Origin of the sequence: Vibrio sp. T3Y01 (assembly GCF_013114525.1) — a bacterium.
GTDB classification, from domain to species: domain Bacteria; phylum Pseudomonadota; class Gammaproteobacteria; order Enterobacterales; family Vibrionaceae; genus Vibrio; species Vibrio chagasii_B.
This window is the reverse complement of the sequence record NZ_VTXJ01000020.1, coordinates 83,523-101,223: the sequence shown is the minus strand read 5'-3', so window position 1 is coordinate 101,223 and position 17,701 is coordinate 83,523. Positions and strand designations below refer to the sequence as shown.

15 protein-coding genes and 1 tRNA gene are annotated in these 17,701 nt (G+C 45.1%); 14 read left to right on the top strand and 2 right to left on the bottom strand.

Going from position 1 to position 17,701, the window contains the following annotated elements:
- The first annotated feature begins 18 nt into the window (after window positions 1-18).
- Both F0232_RS19135 and F0232_RS19130 read left to right on the top strand, forming a co-directional pair.
- Window positions 19-103: transfer RNA gene (locus tag F0232_RS19135), tRNA-Leu, on the top strand.
- A gap of 156 nt (window positions 104-259) precedes the next feature.
- A complete protein-coding gene (locus F0232_RS19130) occupies window positions 260-1,306 on the top strand; it encodes a lactonase family protein (protein ID WP_105059137.1) in 1,047 nt (348 codons plus the stop codon).
- A 68-nt stretch (window positions 1,307-1,374) separates the two neighbouring features.
- On the opposite strand, the gene F0232_RS19125 is transcribed toward F0232_RS19130, so the two are convergent.
- Complete coding sequence (locus tag F0232_RS19125; protein WP_105059136.1) at window positions 1,375-2,550, bottom strand: 2-octaprenyl-3-methyl-6-methoxy-1,4-benzoquinol hydroxylase; 1,176 nt, start codon at window positions 2,548-2,550, stop codon at window positions 1,375-1,377.
- A 307-nt stretch (window positions 2,551-2,857) separates the two neighbouring features.
- On the opposite strand from F0232_RS19125, the gene miaB reads away from it, so the two are divergent.
- The 5 genes from miaB to lnt all read left to right on the top strand — a co-directional run bounded on the left by miaB (window position 2,858) and on the right by lnt (window position 8,590).
- Entirely contained in the window at window positions 2,858-4,282 is a 1,425-nt protein-coding gene (gene miaB / locus F0232_RS19120; protein ID WP_105059135.1) for a tRNA (N6-isopentenyl adenosine(37)-C2)-methylthiotransferase MiaB, read from the top strand.
- Between the two features lie 165 nt (window positions 4,283-4,447).
- The gene (locus F0232_RS19115; protein WP_105059134.1) at window positions 4,448-5,569 is read left to right on the top strand and encodes a PhoH family protein; all 1,122 of its coding nucleotides are present in this window, start codon (window positions 4,448-4,450) and stop codon (window positions 5,567-5,569) included.
- On the top strand, window positions 5,570-6,031 hold the full coding sequence (ybeY, locus tag F0232_RS19110) for an rRNA maturation RNase YbeY (RefSeq protein ID WP_061033215.1): 462 nt from the start codon (window positions 5,570-5,572) through the stop codon (window positions 6,029-6,031). It begins immediately after the preceding gene.
- Between the two features lie 118 nt (window positions 6,032-6,149).
- Complete coding sequence (corC, locus tag F0232_RS19105) at window positions 6,150-7,040, top strand: CNNM family magnesium/cobalt transport protein CorC (RefSeq protein ID WP_004737645.1); 891 nt, start codon at window positions 6,150-6,152, stop codon at window positions 7,038-7,040.
- A gap of 32 nt (window positions 7,041-7,072) precedes the next feature.
- The gene (lnt, locus tag F0232_RS19100; protein ID WP_105059133.1) at window positions 7,073-8,590 is read left to right on the top strand and encodes an apolipoprotein N-acyltransferase; all 1,518 of its coding nucleotides are present in this window, start codon (window positions 7,073-7,075) and stop codon (window positions 8,588-8,590) included.
- Between the two features lie 79 nt (window positions 8,591-8,669).
- On the opposite strand, the gene F0232_RS19095 is transcribed toward lnt, so the two are convergent.
- Window positions 8,670-9,140: a zinc ribbon-containing protein gene (locus F0232_RS19095; protein ID WP_061033217.1), complete on the bottom strand. Its 471-nt coding sequence runs from the start codon at window positions 9,138-9,140 to the stop codon at window positions 8,670-8,672.
- Between the two features lie 262 nt (window positions 9,141-9,402).
- On the opposite strand from F0232_RS19095, the gene leuS reads away from it, so the two are divergent.
- The 7 genes from leuS (at window position 9,403) to rodA (ending at window position 17,698) form a co-directional block, all read left to right on the top strand.
- A complete protein-coding gene (leuS, locus tag F0232_RS19090; protein WP_105059132.1) occupies window positions 9,403-11,979 on the top strand; it encodes a leucine--tRNA ligase in 2,577 nt (858 codons plus the stop codon).
- A gap of 165 nt (window positions 11,980-12,144) precedes the next feature.
- Window positions 12,145-12,798 carry an LPS assembly lipoprotein LptE gene (gene lptE / locus F0232_RS19085; RefSeq protein ID WP_105059131.1) on the top strand — a complete coding sequence of 218 codons (654 nt, stop codon included), beginning with the start codon at window positions 12,145-12,147 and terminating at the stop codon, window positions 12,796-12,798.
- Window positions 12,799-12,810: 12 nt separating this feature from the next.
- Window positions 12,811-13,836, top strand: coding sequence for a DNA polymerase III subunit delta (gene holA / locus F0232_RS19080; RefSeq protein ID WP_102425034.1), 1,026 nt, complete (start codon window positions 12,811-12,813; stop codon window positions 13,834-13,836).
- Window positions 13,837-13,886: 50 nt separating this feature from the next.
- Window positions 13,887-14,204 carry a ribosome silencing factor gene (rsfS, locus tag F0232_RS19075; protein ID WP_008224165.1) on the top strand — a complete coding sequence of 106 codons (318 nt, stop codon included), beginning with the start codon at window positions 13,887-13,889 and terminating at the stop codon, window positions 14,202-14,204.
- Window positions 14,205-14,207: 3 nt separating this feature from the next.
- Window positions 14,208-14,678 carry a 23S rRNA (pseudouridine(1915)-N(3))-methyltransferase RlmH gene (gene rlmH / locus F0232_RS19070; RefSeq protein WP_004737638.1) on the top strand — a complete coding sequence of 157 codons (471 nt, stop codon included), beginning with the start codon at window positions 14,208-14,210 and terminating at the stop codon, window positions 14,676-14,678.
- Between the two features lie 6 nt (window positions 14,679-14,684).
- Window positions 14,685-16,577 carry a penicillin-binding protein 2 gene (mrdA, locus tag F0232_RS19065; protein ID WP_105059130.1) on the top strand — a complete coding sequence of 631 codons (1,893 nt, stop codon included), beginning with the start codon at window positions 14,685-14,687 and terminating at the stop codon, window positions 16,575-16,577.
- Window positions 16,577-17,698: a rod shape-determining protein RodA gene (gene rodA, locus F0232_RS19060; protein ID WP_105059129.1), complete on the top strand. Its 1,122-nt coding sequence runs from the start codon at window positions 16,577-16,579 to the stop codon at window positions 17,696-17,698. Before mrdA ends, rodA begins: the two co-directional genes overlap by 1 nt.
- Window positions 17,699-17,701: the final 3 nt, after the last annotated feature.

Genomic DNA, 17,701 nt, shown 5'->3' with positions numbered 1-17,701 from the left:
TGACTACAAAGATTTGCTGCGGTCGTGGCGGAATTGGTAGACGCACCAGATTTAGGTTCTGGCGCCGAGAGGTGTGAGAGTTCAAGTCTCTCCGACCGCACCATCATTAAATAGAACCCAGCTTTTTAGCTGGGTTTTGTTTTATCTGGAATATGTAAATCTGATAACCCCGTCACCAAGTATTTCTCCCTATTTAATCACTTCATGACTTTTTTATAAGACAATGTCTGCTCCACTTTCTAATTGAGTATGACGCCTTATGAAAAACCTCACTTTAACGATCGGTTGCTACACAGACACTCCCAGTAAAAGCCAAGGCGTGTATCAGGCTCAGTTAGACTTGGAAAACGGTCAACTATTACCTTTAGAACTCATTACAGATTGTACTAACCCATCTTTTGTCGTAGCGACCGAGCTTGGTATCTATACCGCGTCTGAAGTGGACCAACCCAAACAGCCACAGTTGATTCATATCGCTAATGCTAGCTCAAAGACCGCTAGTAATTCAGGTGCCATCTCTGGCGATCATCCTTGTCATGTCACCATAGATCCTAGCCATAAGTTTGCTATTACTTCTCAATACTCATCAGGTTCATTCGATATTTTTAGTTTAAGTATCAATGGCAATATCGATAAACGACTTAAAACAATAGCGATGGTGGGGTCAGGACCAAACAAAGAGCGTCAGACCGCTCCACATGCTCATCAATGTCTGTTCTTACAAAACTCACCACAATTTGTCACTATCGACCTTGGCGCTGATCGAATCAATTTCTATTGCTTTGATGAAGAACAGGAAGAGTTTCTAGACGAACCAATGCAATCCATTAAAGTCCCTGCGGGCAATGGACCTCGTCATCTCGTCTTCAACAAAGACGAAGATAAAGCCTATGTAATCTGTGAGCTCTCTGAAACAATACTGATGATGGAGAAAACTCTTGGTAAATGGAGTATTGTCGAAGAGATCGACGCACTTCCAAATATGGAAAAAGGAGAAGCAACGGCTGCAATAAAACTATCGCCGGATGAGCAATTTATCTATGTCTCTTGTCGACATCAATCGATGATCAGTTGCTTCAGAATCGAATCGACAACGAAAGTGCCTATTTTTATTGATAGCTATAGTTCTGAAGGCAACTTCCCTCGTGATTTTCATATTACTCATGATGGTGAATGGCTTATCGCCACAAACCAGCACACTAATAACATCACGTCATTCAAACGAAATACAGAAGACGGCTCTCTGGTTTACACAGGCTACTCATTAGAGCTAGATGCGCCAGTTTGTGTGACACAGCAGCGATAGACATCGTCGAATACAAAAAAGGAGAGCATTCGCTCTCCTTCTCTTTATAAAGTGTCTGTAATACTCAATTAAAGGCCCAGAGCATACTTCAAAACTTGAGTTTTAATCGGCCCTGAGTTCTCTGCTAGCTTGAGTGCAGCATTACGCACAAACTTAAGTGGACCAATATCATTACTGAACGTCTTATAGAAGAAATCCATACCGCTTTGCATCACTAGGTTGTCACCTCTTCTCATCACCTCGTAGCGTCTTACTACAGAATGATTCAGCTCGCTTTTTTCTTTGGTTACATCCAATAGAGCTGCAACATCTTTGAAGCCTAAATTAACACCCTGCCCTGCTAATGGATTAATCGTGTGTGCTGAGTCTCCAACCAGAATGCAGTTGTTCTTAAAATAAGATTGCGCATGGCGTCGAGTAAGAGGGAAAGAACCAGAGTTGAGTACTTTGATGTCCCCTAACTCCGCAGGGAAGTTAGCAAGTACTTCATTGCGGAGCTTGTCTGGGCTCATTGCCGATAGTTGCTTAATGCGAGATGGCGAGTCATACCAAACTAACGAGCCCTGCCCGACTTCCTGGTCTCCTGAACTAACAGAACATAAAGGGAGGAATGAACGCGGACCGCTCGGCAAAAACTGTTGCCAAGTAATGTCTTGCTGAGGAAGCTCAGTTTCTACATTGATAAGCATACAGTGCTGGCGGTAGTCCCAAGCAGTGATACCAATCCCCGCTTGCTGTCTAACCGCAGAATTCGCACCATCGGCACCAACCACCCACTTAGCTAATAACTCGATACCAGATTGAAGTTTAACGATATTAGTTTCGCCAAATTCGATAGAATCCAACTTTTCGGGACACAGCAGTTCTAAATTGTCATAAGCATCAAACTGAGACCATAAGCCCAATTGAATTAGTCGGTTTTCAACTATGTAGCCTAAACGCGGTAAATCAAGAGACGCAGCATCAAATCGAGTACGACATTCTGGGTGTTCCCAAGTCTCTAAGCGCTTGTAGGAGCAAACTCGCATTGCTGCTATGTTCTGCCATGCACCAAGATCGTCAAGTAAATCGACTGACGCCTGAGAAATCGCTGACACTCGAATATCCATCGCTTGCGACTCATCAAATGCTTGGGGCGCAAAACCTTCGATCACAGCAACCTTCAGTCCTTGCTTAGCAAAACCGATTGCTGTTGCCGCACCAACCATGCCGCCACCGACGACCACAATATCGTAACTGTTCATATTTTGTACTTATCAGTTTGATTCTTTGACTGTTTTCGATTGTACGTTTTCACAACGAACTTGTAACCAAAAACCTTATTTGAAAAATGGGTTACCCCTTGCTACATCTAGTGTTAACGAGAATAAAAACCACTTCCGAAGAGATTTTATCAGACCACTAGTCAGTCGGTTTTGAAACCAGTACAATACGCCGCTTGCCGCTAGGGTGAGCCATAAAATGAATACCTAATTATGGCCATCAACTCTCGCGGATAGATACCGGGCGATTTGCTCCCTTAAATTAAACTAACGATCGAGCGAACAAAAAATGAGTAAGAAACTGCTAATTAAAACTTGGGGCTGTCAGATGAACGAATACGATTCATCAAAAATGGCTGACCTGCTAAATGCCGCAAATGGCTATGAGCTAACTGAAGTACCTGAGGAAGCAGATGTACTACTACTGAATACTTGTTCTATCCGTGAAAAAGCACAAGAGAAAGTATTCCACCAGCTTGGTCGTTGGAAAACGCTAAAAGATAAAAAAGAAGGTGTGGTAATCGGTGTGGGTGGCTGTGTAGCGACTCAAGAAGGCGACCACATTCGTCAACGTGCGCCATACGTAGACGTTATCTTTGGCCCTCAAACACTGCACCGTCTTCCAGAGATGATCAAATCTTCTCTATCTAACGAAGCGCCAGTGATGGACATCTCTTTCCCTGAGATCGAAAAGTTCGATAGCCTACCTGAGCCTCGTGCTGAAGGTGCAACGGCATTCGTTTCTATCATGGAAGGCTGTTCTAAGTACTGTACTTACTGCGTTGTACCTTACACTCGCGGTGAAGAAGTTAGCCGTCCAATGGACGATGTACTGTTCGAAGTTGCTCAACTTGCAGAGCAAGGTGTACGTGAAGTTAACCTGCTAGGTCAAAACGTAAACGCATACCGTGGTCCAACTCACGAAGGTGATATCTGCACATTCGCAGAGCTGCTTCGTCTTGTGGCTTCTATCGATGGTATCGATCGTATTCGTTTCACCACAAGCCACCCGCTTGAGTTTGGTGATGACATCATCGCAGTATACGAAGATACACCTGAGCTTGTAAGCTTCCTTCACCTACCAGTACAAAGTGGTAGTGACCGTATCCTTACGATGATGAAGCGTCCTCATACTGCTATCGAGTACAAGTCAATTATTCGTAAACTTCGTAAAGCGCGTCCTGACATTCAAATCAGTTCTGACTTTATCGTTGGTTTCCCTGGTGAATCTAACCAAGATTTCCAAGACACGATGAAATTGATCAAAGACGTTGATTTCGATATGAGCTTCAGCTTTATCTTCTCTCCTCGTCCGGGTACACCTGCTGCAGACTACCCATGTGACGTGCCTGAGCAAGAGAAGAAAGATCGCCTATACGAACTACAACAAACGGTGAATACGCAAGCAATGCGCTACTCGCGCCTAATGCTTGGTACAGAGCAACGCGTATTGGTTGAAGGTCCATCGAAGAAGAACCTTATGGAGCTACGTGCTCGCACTGAAAACAGCCGTGTTGTTAACTTTGAAGGTTCTGCTGATCTTATCGGCCAGTTCGTAGACGTGAAAATCACAGAAGTATTTGCTAACTCACTACGTGGTGAAGTAGTGCGTACTGAGAAAGACATGGATCTTCGCAGCGTGATCTCGCCAACTCAAATGATGGCGAACACAAAACGCGAAGACGAGCTAGGTGTAGCGACATTTACGCCATAAGCGAAACATCTAGGTTCAGCAAAAAGCTGACCAACAAAGCTTGAAATTACCTAACTAAGTGACCATCTTAGAGATAGGGAAATCGCCACTAGAAGCCCGGTCCCAATCGGGCTTCTTGCTCTTTGTTTGTTGAAAAGAGTGGGTGGCACAAAATGAGAGGCTAATTTGAGCAATAAAATCGTTACCCTAGAAATCAATCTAGAACCCGCAGATAACCATCGCCTTGCAAGCCTTTGTGGCCCATTCGATGACAACATCAAACACCTTGAGCGCCGTTTAGGTGTCGAGATTAACCACCGCAGCAACTTCTTCACTATTGTTGGTAAGCCTCACACGGCTGCTGCTGCACTCGATATTGTTAAGCGCCTGTATGTTGAATCTGCTCCGGTCAAAGGCACGATTCCAGACATCGAGCCAGAACAAATTCACTTGGCTATCAAAGAGTCTGGTGTTTTAGAACAGAATGTAGAATCTGATATTGAACACGGCAAAGAAGTGTTCATTAAGACCAAAAAAGGCGTCATTAAGCCGCGTACACCAAACCAAGCACAATACCTAATGAATATGGTGACGCATGACATCACCTTTGGTATCGGTCCTGCTGGTACCGGTAAAACGTATTTAGCTGTCGCTGCTGCCGTAGACGCATTAGAGCGCCAAGAGATTCGTCGCATTCTATTGACGCGTCCTGCGGTTGAAGCGGGTGAAAAGTTAGGTTTCCTGCCTGGTGACTTAAGCCAAAAAGTAGACCCATACTTGCGTCCACTTTACGATGCACTTTTTGAAATGCTGGGCTTTGAACGTGTTGAGAAGCTGATTGAGCGTAACGTGATTGAGGTTGCACCTCTTGCGTACATGCGTGGTCGTACACTGAACGATGCCTTCATCATTCTTGATGAGAGCCAAAACACGACTGTTGAACAGATGAAGATGTTCCTAACTCGTATTGGTTTCAACTCTCGTGCGGTAATCACAGGCGATATCACTCAAATCGATTTACCTCGTGGGGCAAAATCTGGCTTACGTCATGCGACCGAAGTTCTAAGTGAAGTCGATGACATCAGCTTTAACTTCTTTATGTCTGAAGACGTGGTTCGTCACCCAGTGGTTGCTCGTATTGTTAACGCTTACGAGAAATGGGAAGCGAAAGACCAGAAAGAGCGTAAAGAGTTTGAGAAACGTAAACGTGAAGAGCGCGAAGCGAAACTTCTTGAGACTCAGCAAGCGGTTACGACACAATTAGCAACACAAAATAGTTCTGTGATTGCAGAACAAGGTGATAAATAGATGTCTATTGAACTAGACCTACAATTAGCGGTCGAAAATGAGCAAGGTCTTCCAACAGAGCAGGACATTCAGCTTTGGTTGGACAAGACCATACCTCAGTTTCAAAAGAGCGCTGAGCTTACTATCCGTATCGTAGATACAGAGGAAAGCCACCAGCTAAATCATGAATATCGTGGTAAAGACAAGCCAACTAACGTGCTATCTTTCCCATTCGAGGCTCCTCCTGGGATCGAGTTAGATCTTCTAGGTGACCTCATTATCTGTCGCCAAGTTGTCGAAAAAGAAGCAGAAGAGCAAAATAAGCCTCTGCTAGCACACTGGGCTCATATGGTTGTACATGGCAGTCTGCATCTGCTAGGTTATGATCATATCGAAGATGATGAAGCTGAAGAGATGGAGTCACTCGAGACAGAAATCATGCAAGCTATGGGGTTTGAAGACCCATATATTCTAGAAAAGTAAATCGATTCTAGTTAAGTAGATTGCAGAGAAACAATAACTCATCGAACCTGTAATGTTCAGGAATCTGAGTTGTGATGTGTGCTATCACACTTCTGATAGCGTTATTTTTTGAGAAATCATGAACGAAGGTAACCCCCCCACTTCTGAGGGAAGTAAAAAATCTGAAGGTCCGAGTAGAAAGTCCTTCTTTGAACGCCTAGGCCAACTATTTCAAGGCGAGGTAAAAGACCGCCAAGAGCTCGTAGACGTAATCCGCGACTCAGAAATTAATGACCTAATTGACCACGACACTCGCGACATGCTCGAAGGTGTTATGGAGATTTCAGAGATGCGAGTACGCGACATCATGCTACCTCGCTCTCAAATGGTTACAGTAGAACGCACCGATGATTTAGATACATTGATTGCGTTGATTACTGATGCTCAACACTCTCGCTACCCAGTGATCAGTGAAGATAAAGACCATGTTGAAGGCATTCTATTAGCGAAGGACCTACTTAAGTACTTGGGTTCAGACAGTGCCCCATTTGATATCGAACAAGTGATTCGCCCTGCGGTTGTTGTTCCTGAAAGTAAGCGTGTTGATCGCCTACTCAAGGAGTTCCGTGAAGAGCGTTACCACATGTCTATCGTTGTTGATGAGTTTGGCGGTGTCTCTGGCCTAGTAACCATTGAAGATATCCTCGAAGAAATCGTTGGTGAAATTGAAGACGAGTTCGACGATGAAGAAGAGTTAGATATCCGTAAGCTGAGCAAGCATACCTTCTCTGTTAAAGCTTTAACCACCATTGAAGAGTTCAACAACACGTTTGATACTGCTTTCAGTGATGATGAAGTGGATACAGTAGGCGGCATGGTTATGACAGCACTCGGTCATCTGCCAGTTCGTGGCGAAATTGTAGAAATCGAAAACTACCATTTCAAAATAACATCAGCAGATAATCGTCGCGTGATTCAGCTACAGGTAACCATTCCTGACGAGCAACCTCTTCCGACTATCGAAGAATAACCACTTCTCTCTAAAGAGATGACAGAAATTAGATGACTAATACTTTTATTCATCGCCTATTACGGCCGCTTGCGGCCGTTTTTGTTGGCGCTATAACCACCCTCTCATTCGCTCCATACTCAATATGGCCTCTTGCCATTCTCAGCCCAGCTTTATTACTGCTACTGATCCACAATCGTTCACCTAAGAGTGCACTTTGGATTGGTTATGCATGGGGCCTAGGTCAGTTCACCACAGGAATCAGCTGGGTATATGTCAGTATTGACGGCTTTGGCGGTATGCCACTAGCGGCCAATCTATTTTTGATGGCACTCCTCGTTGGCTATTTAGCCGTATACTCAGGGCTCTTTACTTGGAGCTTAAATAAGTTCTTCCCCACTAATAATTTAAGCCGATTCTTCCTAGCCGCTCCGGCACTATGGTTGATCAGTGATTGGCTACGCGGCTGGGTAATGACAGGCTTCCCATGGCTGTGGTTGGGCTATAGCCAAATCGACTCTCCGTTAGGCTCTTTCGCACCAATTGGTGGTGTCGAGCTAGTGACTCTTGCCATTATCGTTTCAGCATCAGCGTTTGCTTATGCGGTTATAAACAGAGCCTGGAGCATCGTTGTTATTCCTGCAGTCGTATTTAGTACTGGCTTTGGTATTCGCAACATCGATTGGGTAACACCGAATCCTGAAAAAACCACCTCAGTGGTGTTGATTCAAGGTAATGTCGACCAGGACAGCAAATGGCTGCCAAGTCACCGCTGGCCGACTATGATGAAATACACTGACCTAAGCAGGGAAAACTGGGATGCAGATATCATCATCTGGCCAGAGGCCGCGATCCCTGCTTTTGAAGTCGAGATACCGTCTTTCCTACGTAACTTAGATAGCGCAGCTAAGATGAACAACAATTCCATCATCACAGGTGTACTGAACCAGTCTGAAGATAAGAAATACTACAACAGTATTCTTTCTCTTGGTGTTAACCCATATGGTGAATACAGCTATGACCCAGACGAGCGCTACCACAAACATCACCTATTACCATTTGGTGAGTTTGTACCCTTTGAAGATATATTGCGTCCATTAGCACCGTTCTTTAACTTGCCAATGTCATCGTTCAGTCGTGGCGATTTCATCCAGCCAAACATTGTTGCTAACGGTCGTCATCTAGCGCCAGCTCTGTGTTATGAGATCATCTTTAATGATCAAGTAAGACAGAATGTGACAGACGATACGGACTTTATTCTAACGCTCTCTAACGATGCGTGGTTTGGCCGTTCAATTGGTCCATTACAACATATGGAAATCGCGCAAATGCGTGCCTTAGAGCTTGGTAAGCCGCTAATTCGCTCAACCAACAACGGTGTGACAGCGGTGACGGACTACAAAGGCAATATCATCAAGCAAATACCTCAGTTTGAAACGGCAGTTCTGAAAGCCGAGCTTGTTTCAACAGATGGCCAAACCCCTTACCGCGTGGTCGGTACTTGGCCATTGTATGTTTGGGTGCTACTAAGCTTAGTTATTGGCTGGAGTGTGAGAAAACCAAAGAACTAGGTTAGAGATTCAACATAAAGTAACTTGGAGGGTTGGCCGTTTGGTCAACCCTTTTTGTTTTTGTCGTATTTGAGGAGATTTACGGCTTCAGTGCTTTGCGACTAAACCCTTTCGAGCCGCACTTAATGCACGGGATGATGGTCGTTGGATGATTATATTCAGTTTGATGACCACACTCATCACAGACAAGCGTCCCCAACCCAATCACTTCACCAGCTTGATACAAGCCTTGGTGTTCTAAATCTTGGAACAGCTCAACCCACTCTACTTTAGTGCGATCGGTAATATCGAGAAGCCCCTGCCAAATAGAATCTGCAATCATCAGATAAAATGGACCGCTTTTGCTCTCTTCGTAGCTCTCAGAAAACTCTTTCAAGTCTGACTTCACGTAGGCCGAGATCAGCGATAGCTCATCTTTAGTCATGTCATTGGCGGCTTTCGCATATTTGCCTGATGTTTCGATTTTGTTGTTGAGCTCTTCAGGACTATGCTTCAGCGTTTCGATAACCTCTTCAACCACTTCTTCATAGAGTGCTTTTTTCTTCGGCATAACAACCTCCTTAAGATAACCAACGTTATAGCGAGTAAACGAAGTGCTACAACGCTCCCTCGCTCACAAACAAATGCAATTCATACTCTTAAGTATAGTTGCCCTGCGAAATTCAGTGAAAATTACGCCATCTACAAGTCAGCAACTGCAAGTATGAAGGGTATAACTATTGTTGTACTAAGCTCCTTTAGGTATTCTATGACGATCTGTAAGATTCTGTTCTAACCGAACTCACAAATTCCAAGATAACCGGATACCATCGATGCAAGAACAATATAACCCGCAAGAGATTGAACAAAAGGTTCAACAACACTGGGATAACAGCGAAACTTTCGTTGTGAGTGAAGACCCAAACAAAGAAAAATTCTACTGTCTTTCTATGTTCCCGTACCCAAGTGGCCGACTGCACATGGGTCACGTGCGTAACTACACCATCGGTGATGTGGTATCTCGTTTCCAACGTCTACAAGGCAAAAACGTAATGCAACCAATCGGTTGGGATGCATTCGGCCTACCTGCAGAAAACGCAGCTGTAAAAAACAACACAGCACCTGCACCATGGACTTACGAAAACATCGAATACATGAAAAACCAGCTTAAGCTTCTTGGCTTTGGTTACGACTGGAATCGTGAATTCGCAACATGTACACCTGAATACTACCGCTGGGAACAAGAATTCTTCACAAAGCTTTACGAAAAAGGCCTAGTGTACAAGAAGACCTCTTCTGTTAACTGGTGTCCAAACGACCAAACTGTACTAGCGAACGAGCAAGTAGAAGATGGTTGCTGCTGGCGTTGTGATACTCCAGTAGAGCAAAAGAAAATTCCACAGTGGTTCATTAAAATCACTGAGTACGCTCAAGAGCTACTAGATGACCTAGACAACCTTGAAGGTTGGCCTGAAATGGTTAAAACCATGCAGCGCAACTGGATCGGTCGCTCTGAAGGTGTTGAGCTATCTTTCGCTGTTAACGGTGAAGAAGCGCCACTAGAAGTGTACACAACTCGTCCTGATACGCTGATGGGTGTGTCTTACGTTGGTATCGCTGCAGGTCACCCTCTTGCAGAGAAAGCATCAAAGAATAACCCAGAGCTTGCTGCATTCGTTGAAGAGTGCCGCAACACTAAAGTTGCTGAAGCTGAACTAGCAACGATGGAAAAGAAAGGTATGGATACTGGCTTAACGGCTATCCACCCTCTTAACGGTCGTGTTGTTCCTGTATACGTAGCAAACTTCGTACTTATGGATTATGGCACAGGCGCGGTAATGGCGGTTCCAGCTCACGATCAGCGTGACTACGAGTTCGCAACTAAGTACGGCATCGATATCATTCCAGTAATCAAGCCAGAAGATGGTTGTGAGCTAGATGTATCTGAAGCAGCTTACACCGAGAAAGGCGTACTGTTCGACTCTGGTGAGTTCGATGGTCTTGCTTTCCAGGAAGCATTCGACGCAATTGCTGCGAAGCTAGAAGCCGAAGGCAAAGGTAAGAAAACAGTAAACTTCCGTCTACGTGACTGGGGGGTATCTCGTCAGCGTTACTGGGGTGCTCCAATCCCAATGGTAACCACTGAAGACGGTGAAGTTCACCCAGTACCAGCAGACCAGCTACCTGTGATTCTTCCTGAAGATGTGGTAATGGATGGTGTTACTAGCCCAATCAAGGCTGACAAGTCTTGGGCAGAAACAACATTCAACGGCGAACCTGCTCTACGTGAAACAGACACGTTCGATACGTTCATGGAGTCTTCTTGGTACTACGCTCGTTACTGTTCACCACAAGCTGACGATATCCTAGATCCAGAAAAAGCGAACTACTGGCTACCTGTAGATCAGTACATCGGTGGTATCGAGCACGCTTGTATGCACCTTCTGTACTCTCGTTTCTTCCACAAACTGTTACGTGATGCAGGTTACGTGACGTCTGACGAACCATTCAAGCAACTACTATGTCAAGGCATGGTACTAGCAGATGCGTTCTACCATGAGAACGAGAAAGGCACTAAAGAGTGGGTTGCTCCTACTGATGTTGCTGTAGAGCGTGACGGTAAAGGCCGTATTACGTCTGCGAAAGACAACCAAGGCCGTGACGTTGCTCACTCAGGCATGATCAAGATGTCTAAGTCGAAAAACAACGGTATCGACCCACAAGAGATGGTAGACAAGTACGGTGCTGATACAGTACGTCTATTCATGATGTTTGCATCACCTGCAGACATGACACTTGAGTGGCAAGAATCTGGTGTTGAAGGTGCAAACCGCTTCCTTAAACGTGTTTGGAAACTGGTTCACGCTCACTCTTCTAAGGGCGCAGCTGAATCTGTTGACGTTGCAGCACTTTCTGGTGACCAAAAAGCACTTCGTCGTGATGTTCACAAGACTATCTCGAAAGTAACGGACGATATCGGCCGTCGCCAAACGTTCAACACGGCGATCGCTGCGATCATGGAACTGATGAACAAACTAGCGAAAGCGCCTCAAGAATCAGCACAAGATCGTGCAATCCTTGACGAAGCACTGAAAGCAGTAGTTCGCATGCTTTACCCAATGACGCCACACATCTCTTACGAAATGTGGATTGCTCTTGGTGAATCAGATGTTGACTCAGCAACATGGCCGACTTTCGATGAGAAAGCACTGGTTGAAGACGAGAAGACTATCGTTGTTATGATCAACGGTAAGCTGCGTGCGAAGCTAACTGTGGCAGCTGATGCAACAGAAGAGCAGGTTCGTGAGCTTGGTCTGAACGATGAGAACGCTAAGAAGTTCCTAGATGGCTTAACGATCCGTAAAGTCATCTTTGTACCAGGTAAGCTTCTAAACATCGTTGCTAACTAATCGCTGTAGACTAAAACGAACTTAATTCGTTTTTGGCAGTCTTTAGACAGGGTAATTAAATTACCCTGTCTACTTATTTAAACGCTTTACTTTCAGTGACTAACCTCACGCCAACAAACTAAAGCATTTAAATAAGTATTCTACCTTCATGAGAGCCATCAAATAATGCGCCTGATTTCACTATCTTCATTGAAAGTTACTATTGTTGTTCTAACCGTTAGCCTACTTAGTGCCTGTGGTTTTCACCTACGTGGTGACTACTCTGTACCGGAGGAGCTCAACAAGATCTCGGTAACCAGTTACGACCAATACAGTACGTTTACACGTATGATGAAAGGTCAACTGCGTATGAATGATGTAGAAATTGTGCCACCAGCTGAAAATACCCCTAACCTGCATATCATTAGCGAGAGTGTTAGTGAGCGTACTTTATCGCTATACCAGAATACTCGTGCCGCAGAAATTGAGCTCACGTTCTACGCTTCATACCGTGTAACGATTCCAGATCTTGGCTCAAAAACGTTCTCAACCAGTGTTACCCGCAGCTACCTAGATAACCCATTAACAGCTCTTGCAAAATCGGTTGAACGCGACATGATTGAAGATGAGATGCGTAAGCTGGCAACAAGCCAAATCCTACGTCAAATGGCTCGACTAAAAGCGAACATCGCTGCAGACAGTATGGACCTAGAAGCACTAGAACACGTTCAAGTTAAAGAGCTTGAAAAGCAATACAACATCAAGAATGTTGAGATTGACGACGTTGAAATCGAACCAAGCACAGAACAGCAACCAGAGCTCAGCGAATCTGCTCAATAATAGGTTGATTTGATGCGTATTTTTGCTGACCGCTTACCAGAACAACTTGCTAAACAGCTGAGCAATGTTTACCTGATCTTTGGTAATGAACCACTGCTATTGCAAGAAAGCCGAGAAGCGATTCAAAAAGCGGCTAAACAACAAGGTTTCGAGGAACGTCACCGCTTTGCGATTGATAATAGTATGGACTGGAACCAAGTCTATGACTGTACTCAAGCGCTAAGCCTGTTTTCTAGCCGTCAAATCATTGAGCTTGAACTACCAGAGTCAGGCGTGAATGCCGCAATAGCCAAAGAACTGTTGGCTATCTCTGAGCATATCCACAGCGATATCTTGCTAATTCTTGTTGGCACCAAACTGACAAAAGCCCAAGAAAACGCTAAGTGGTTTAAATCGCTCTCTAGCCAGGGACATTGGGTAAGTTGCCTGACACCTGATGTCAGCAGGCTACCTCAGTTTGTTCAAGCACGCTGTCGTCAAGTCGGGTTATCACCAGACCCTGAAGCTATTCAAATGCTGGCGCAGTGGCATGAAGGCAATCTGTTTGCACTCACACAAAGCCTCGAAAAGCTGGCGCTTCAGTATCCAGATGGAAAGCTAACCTTAGTACGCTTAGAAGAGTCACTGAGCCGACACAACCACTTCACTCCATTCCATTGGAGTGATGCCCTATTGGCAGGGAAAGGGAATCGAGCACAGAGAATCCTAAGACAACTCGAAGCTGAGGGTGTCGAACCAGTTATTCTGCTGCGAAGCGTGCAAAGAGAGCTTGCGTTGCTACTGCAAATGCAACAACAAATGAAACTCATGCCGATCGGTCAGGTTTTCGAAAGACATCGTATCTGGCAATCGAAAAAGCCGCTTTATAACGCCGCGCTAACAAGAGTTTCAATTTCTCAATTACACTCACTGTTTGCGTTGCTGACCCAAGCAGAATTGATAACAAAAACGCAGTATGAGCAGTCGCCTTGGCCACTAATCCATCAGTTGAGCGTTGAGTTTTGTATCCCTTCAGCTTCAATACCATCTCACGCATAAAAGCGTGTTATGATCTTAGTAGAACCAAATTCAGATTTAAGGAACACCCAGTGTTACGTGAAGAACTAAAAGACTTTCTTGCAGACAAAGCTGACGACATGAAAGCAGAATCTATTGTGACCATCGATGTAGAAGGCAAATCAAGTGTGACGGATTACATGATCGTTTGTACTGGTACTTCTAAGCGCCACGTAGCTTCAATTGCTCAGCATGTTGCTGACGAAGTAAAGAAAGCCGGTCTTGAACCACTTGGTATGGACGGCCAGCAAGAAGGCGAATGGGTTGTACTAGATATGGGTACAAGCATGCTTCACGTTATGCAAGAAGAGCATCGTGAACTGTACCAACTAGAAAAACTTTGGGGCTAAACGTTGAAGATCCAGTTAATCGCGGTTGGCACGAAAATGCCGAAGTGGGTTGAAGAAGGGTTTAACGAATATAAACGCCGCTTCCCTCACGACATGCCGTTAGAACTCGTTGAAATCACGGCAGGTAAGCGTGGTAAGAACGCTGATATCGCTCGTATTCTTCAGAAAGAAGGCGAAGCCATGTTGGCTGCGGTGCCAAAAGGCAACCGAATTGTGACTCTAGATATCCCAGGAAGAAAATGGGACACACCACAACTTGCTGAGCAATTGGAAAGCTGGAAGTTGGATGGACGTGATGTTTCTATCCTGATTGGCGGGCCTGAAGGATTAGCACCTGCATGTAAAGCGGCTGCAGACCAAAGTTGGTCTCTGTCTGCGCTTACTCTCCCTCACCCATTAGTACGCGTTATCATGGCTGAAAGCTTGTATCGAGCTTGGAGCATCACTGCTAACCACCCTTATCATCGAGAATAAGCGTTAATGTTACGTAAACGTAGCCAAATCCGTGATTACAAAGCAGAAGCACGACTATTTACTAGTCGTGCTTTTGTTGCGTTTGCAGGCATCATAGTCATGATGTCATTGTTGGTTGTTAACCTGTACAACATTCAGGTCAATCAATATCAAGACTATAAAACTCGCTCTAACGATAACCGTATTAAAGTGGTGCCAATCGCACCAAACCGTGGTTTGATTTACGATCGAAACGGTGTACTTCTTGCCGAGAACCGTCCGGTTTTCAACCTAGAAATCACCCCCGAAAAAATCAAAGATATGGACGATACACTTGTCCGTCTACAAGAGTTAATTGAGATCCCACCAGAGCGTATTGAACGATTTAACCGTGAGCGCCGTAATTCACGACGCTTTAAATCAGTACCCATTCTTAATCAGCTGACAGAATCACAGGTAGCTGTCTTCTCGGTGAATCAACACAAATTCCCAGGTGTTGAGGTTACAGGTACCTTAAAGCGCTTTTATCCATACGGTGATGTGCTTACCCACGTTATCGGTTATGTCTCTCGTATCAACGACCGTGACATGCAGCGATTGGTGCGAGAAGAAAAAGACGCCAATTACCAAGCAACCCGTGATATTGGTAAGCTAGGTATTGAGCGCTATTACGAAGATTTGCTACACGGTACAGCCGGCTACCAAGAAGTCGAAGTAAACAGCCGTGGACGTGTTATTCGCACGCTAAAGTTTGTTCCTTCTGTTCCGGGTAAAGATATTGTATTGAACCTGGATATCAACCTTCAGCTTTACGTTCATAAGCTACTCGATGGACGCCGTGGCTCAGCAGTTGTATTGGATCCAAAAGACAACGGCGTATTAGCGATGGTTTCAAGCCCGAGCTATGACCCGAATGCGTTCGTGCATGGCATTTCCTCTAAAGGGTATAACGCACTGCTTCAGGATAAGAACCGTCCTCTAGTAAACCGAACCACACTTGGCATCTATCCACCAGCATCAACGATCAAACCCTTCATGGCCGTTGCAGCTTTACAAGAAGGTGTCATCACACCGAATACCACACGTAACGACCCTGGCTACTGGAAGATCCCGAACTCTAAAACTCGACCATTCAGAGATTGGTTACGTTGGGGACACGGTAAAGTCGATATCGTAAAAGCCATCGAAGAGTCGGTGGACACTTTCTTCTACCAGATCGCTTATGACCTAGGTATAGATCGCATATCCAAATGGATGATGATGTTTGGATTTGGCGATTACACGGGCATCGATATTTACGAAGAAAGTAAAGCCAACATGCCAACCCGAGACTGGAAAATGGCCAGACACCGTGTGCCATGGTACCAAGGTGACACAATCCCTGTAGGTATCGGCCAAGGCTACTGGACGGCCACACCAATGCAGATTGCAAAAGCGACCTCTGTGCTGGTCAATAAGGGCGAGGTAACAGCACCTCACCTATTGCGTGCCACCATTGAAAACGGTCACCCATTCGACGAGCAAGTTATGTCGGACATTGAAACTTACCCGCCACTAACAGGCGTTAAGAAGAAGTACTGGGATATCGCTCAAGAAGGTATGAAGCTGGCTAACCACGGTAAAAAAGGGACAGCAAGACGCTCATTTCAAAATATGTCTTACGTTACCGCAGGTAAGTCAGGTACAGCACAAGTCTTTGGTCTGAAAGAAGATGAAGAGTACAACGCCGATGAAATCGCTGAGCACCTACGTGACCACGCATTGTTTACTGGCTATGCACCGCTTGAAGATCCAGAGGCCGTTGTCACTATCGTTCTCGAAAATGCTGGCGGTGGTTCATCGAATGGCGGCCCAGTAGTAAGACGAATTCTAGACCACATTATCCTTGCAGAAGATTATCAAAGCGAGCCAATAAAATAATGAAACTTGATCCTTCAACAGGACGAAACAGAGCCTTATTTGAAAGGCTCCATATCGATCTGCCACTCTTACTCGGCATTCTAGTTTTAATGGGCTTTGCCTTATTAATCATGTACAGCGCGAGTGGACAGAGCTTAGCGATGATGGATCGCCAGGCGATGCGTATGGCACTGTCTTTGGGCGTAATGATTTTCTTAGCTCAGATATCACCACGTACCTACGAGACTCTAGCCCCAGTGCTATTCGCTGGCGGCGTTATTCTGCTATTAGGCGTACTCTTCTTTGGCGAAGCCTCTAAAGGTGCACAGCGTTGGCTGAATTTTGGTTTTGTTCGATTCCAGCCCTCAGAGCTCTTAAAGCTAGCCGTGCCTTTGATGCTAGCGAGGTTTATTGGTAAGCGTTCACTACCACCGACATTCCAAACCTTGGCAATCTCGCTGGTTATGGTATTTGTACCAACCATTCTGATCGCTAAGCAGCCCGATTTAGGCACCTCTATCCTTATCGCGGCATCGGGTATCTTCGTGATATTCCTAGCGGGTATTAGCTGGAAGATCATTGCCAGTGCAGCTGTCGCCTTAGGCGCATTTATCCCAATTCTGTGGTTCTTCTTAATGCGTGAATACCAAAAGGTACGTGTTAGAACCCTTTTTGATCCTGAATCAGATCCATTAGGTGCGGGTTACCACATCATTCAAAGTAAGATTGCGATAGGTTCAGGTGGTATATCAGGGAAAGGCTGGCTACAAGGGACTCAATCTCAACTAGAGTTCATTCCAGAGCGCCATACTGACTTCATCTTTGCGGTTATCGCTGAAGAATGGGGCATGATAGGTATCTTGTTCTTACTTGCGATCTACCTATTCATTATTGGACGTGGCTTGTACTTAGCAAGCCAAGCGCAGACGGCCTTTGGTCGAATGATGGGCGGCAGTATTGTACTGAGCTTCTTCGTTTATATTTTTGTAAATATTGGCATGGTAAGTGGCATTCTACCGGTTGTAGGTGTACCTCTTCCTTTAGTGAGCTATGGCGGTACCTCTATGGTTACCCTAATGGCTGGTTTTGGTATTTTAATGTCGATCCACACACATAGAAAAGCATTCTCAAAGGCGACCTAATCG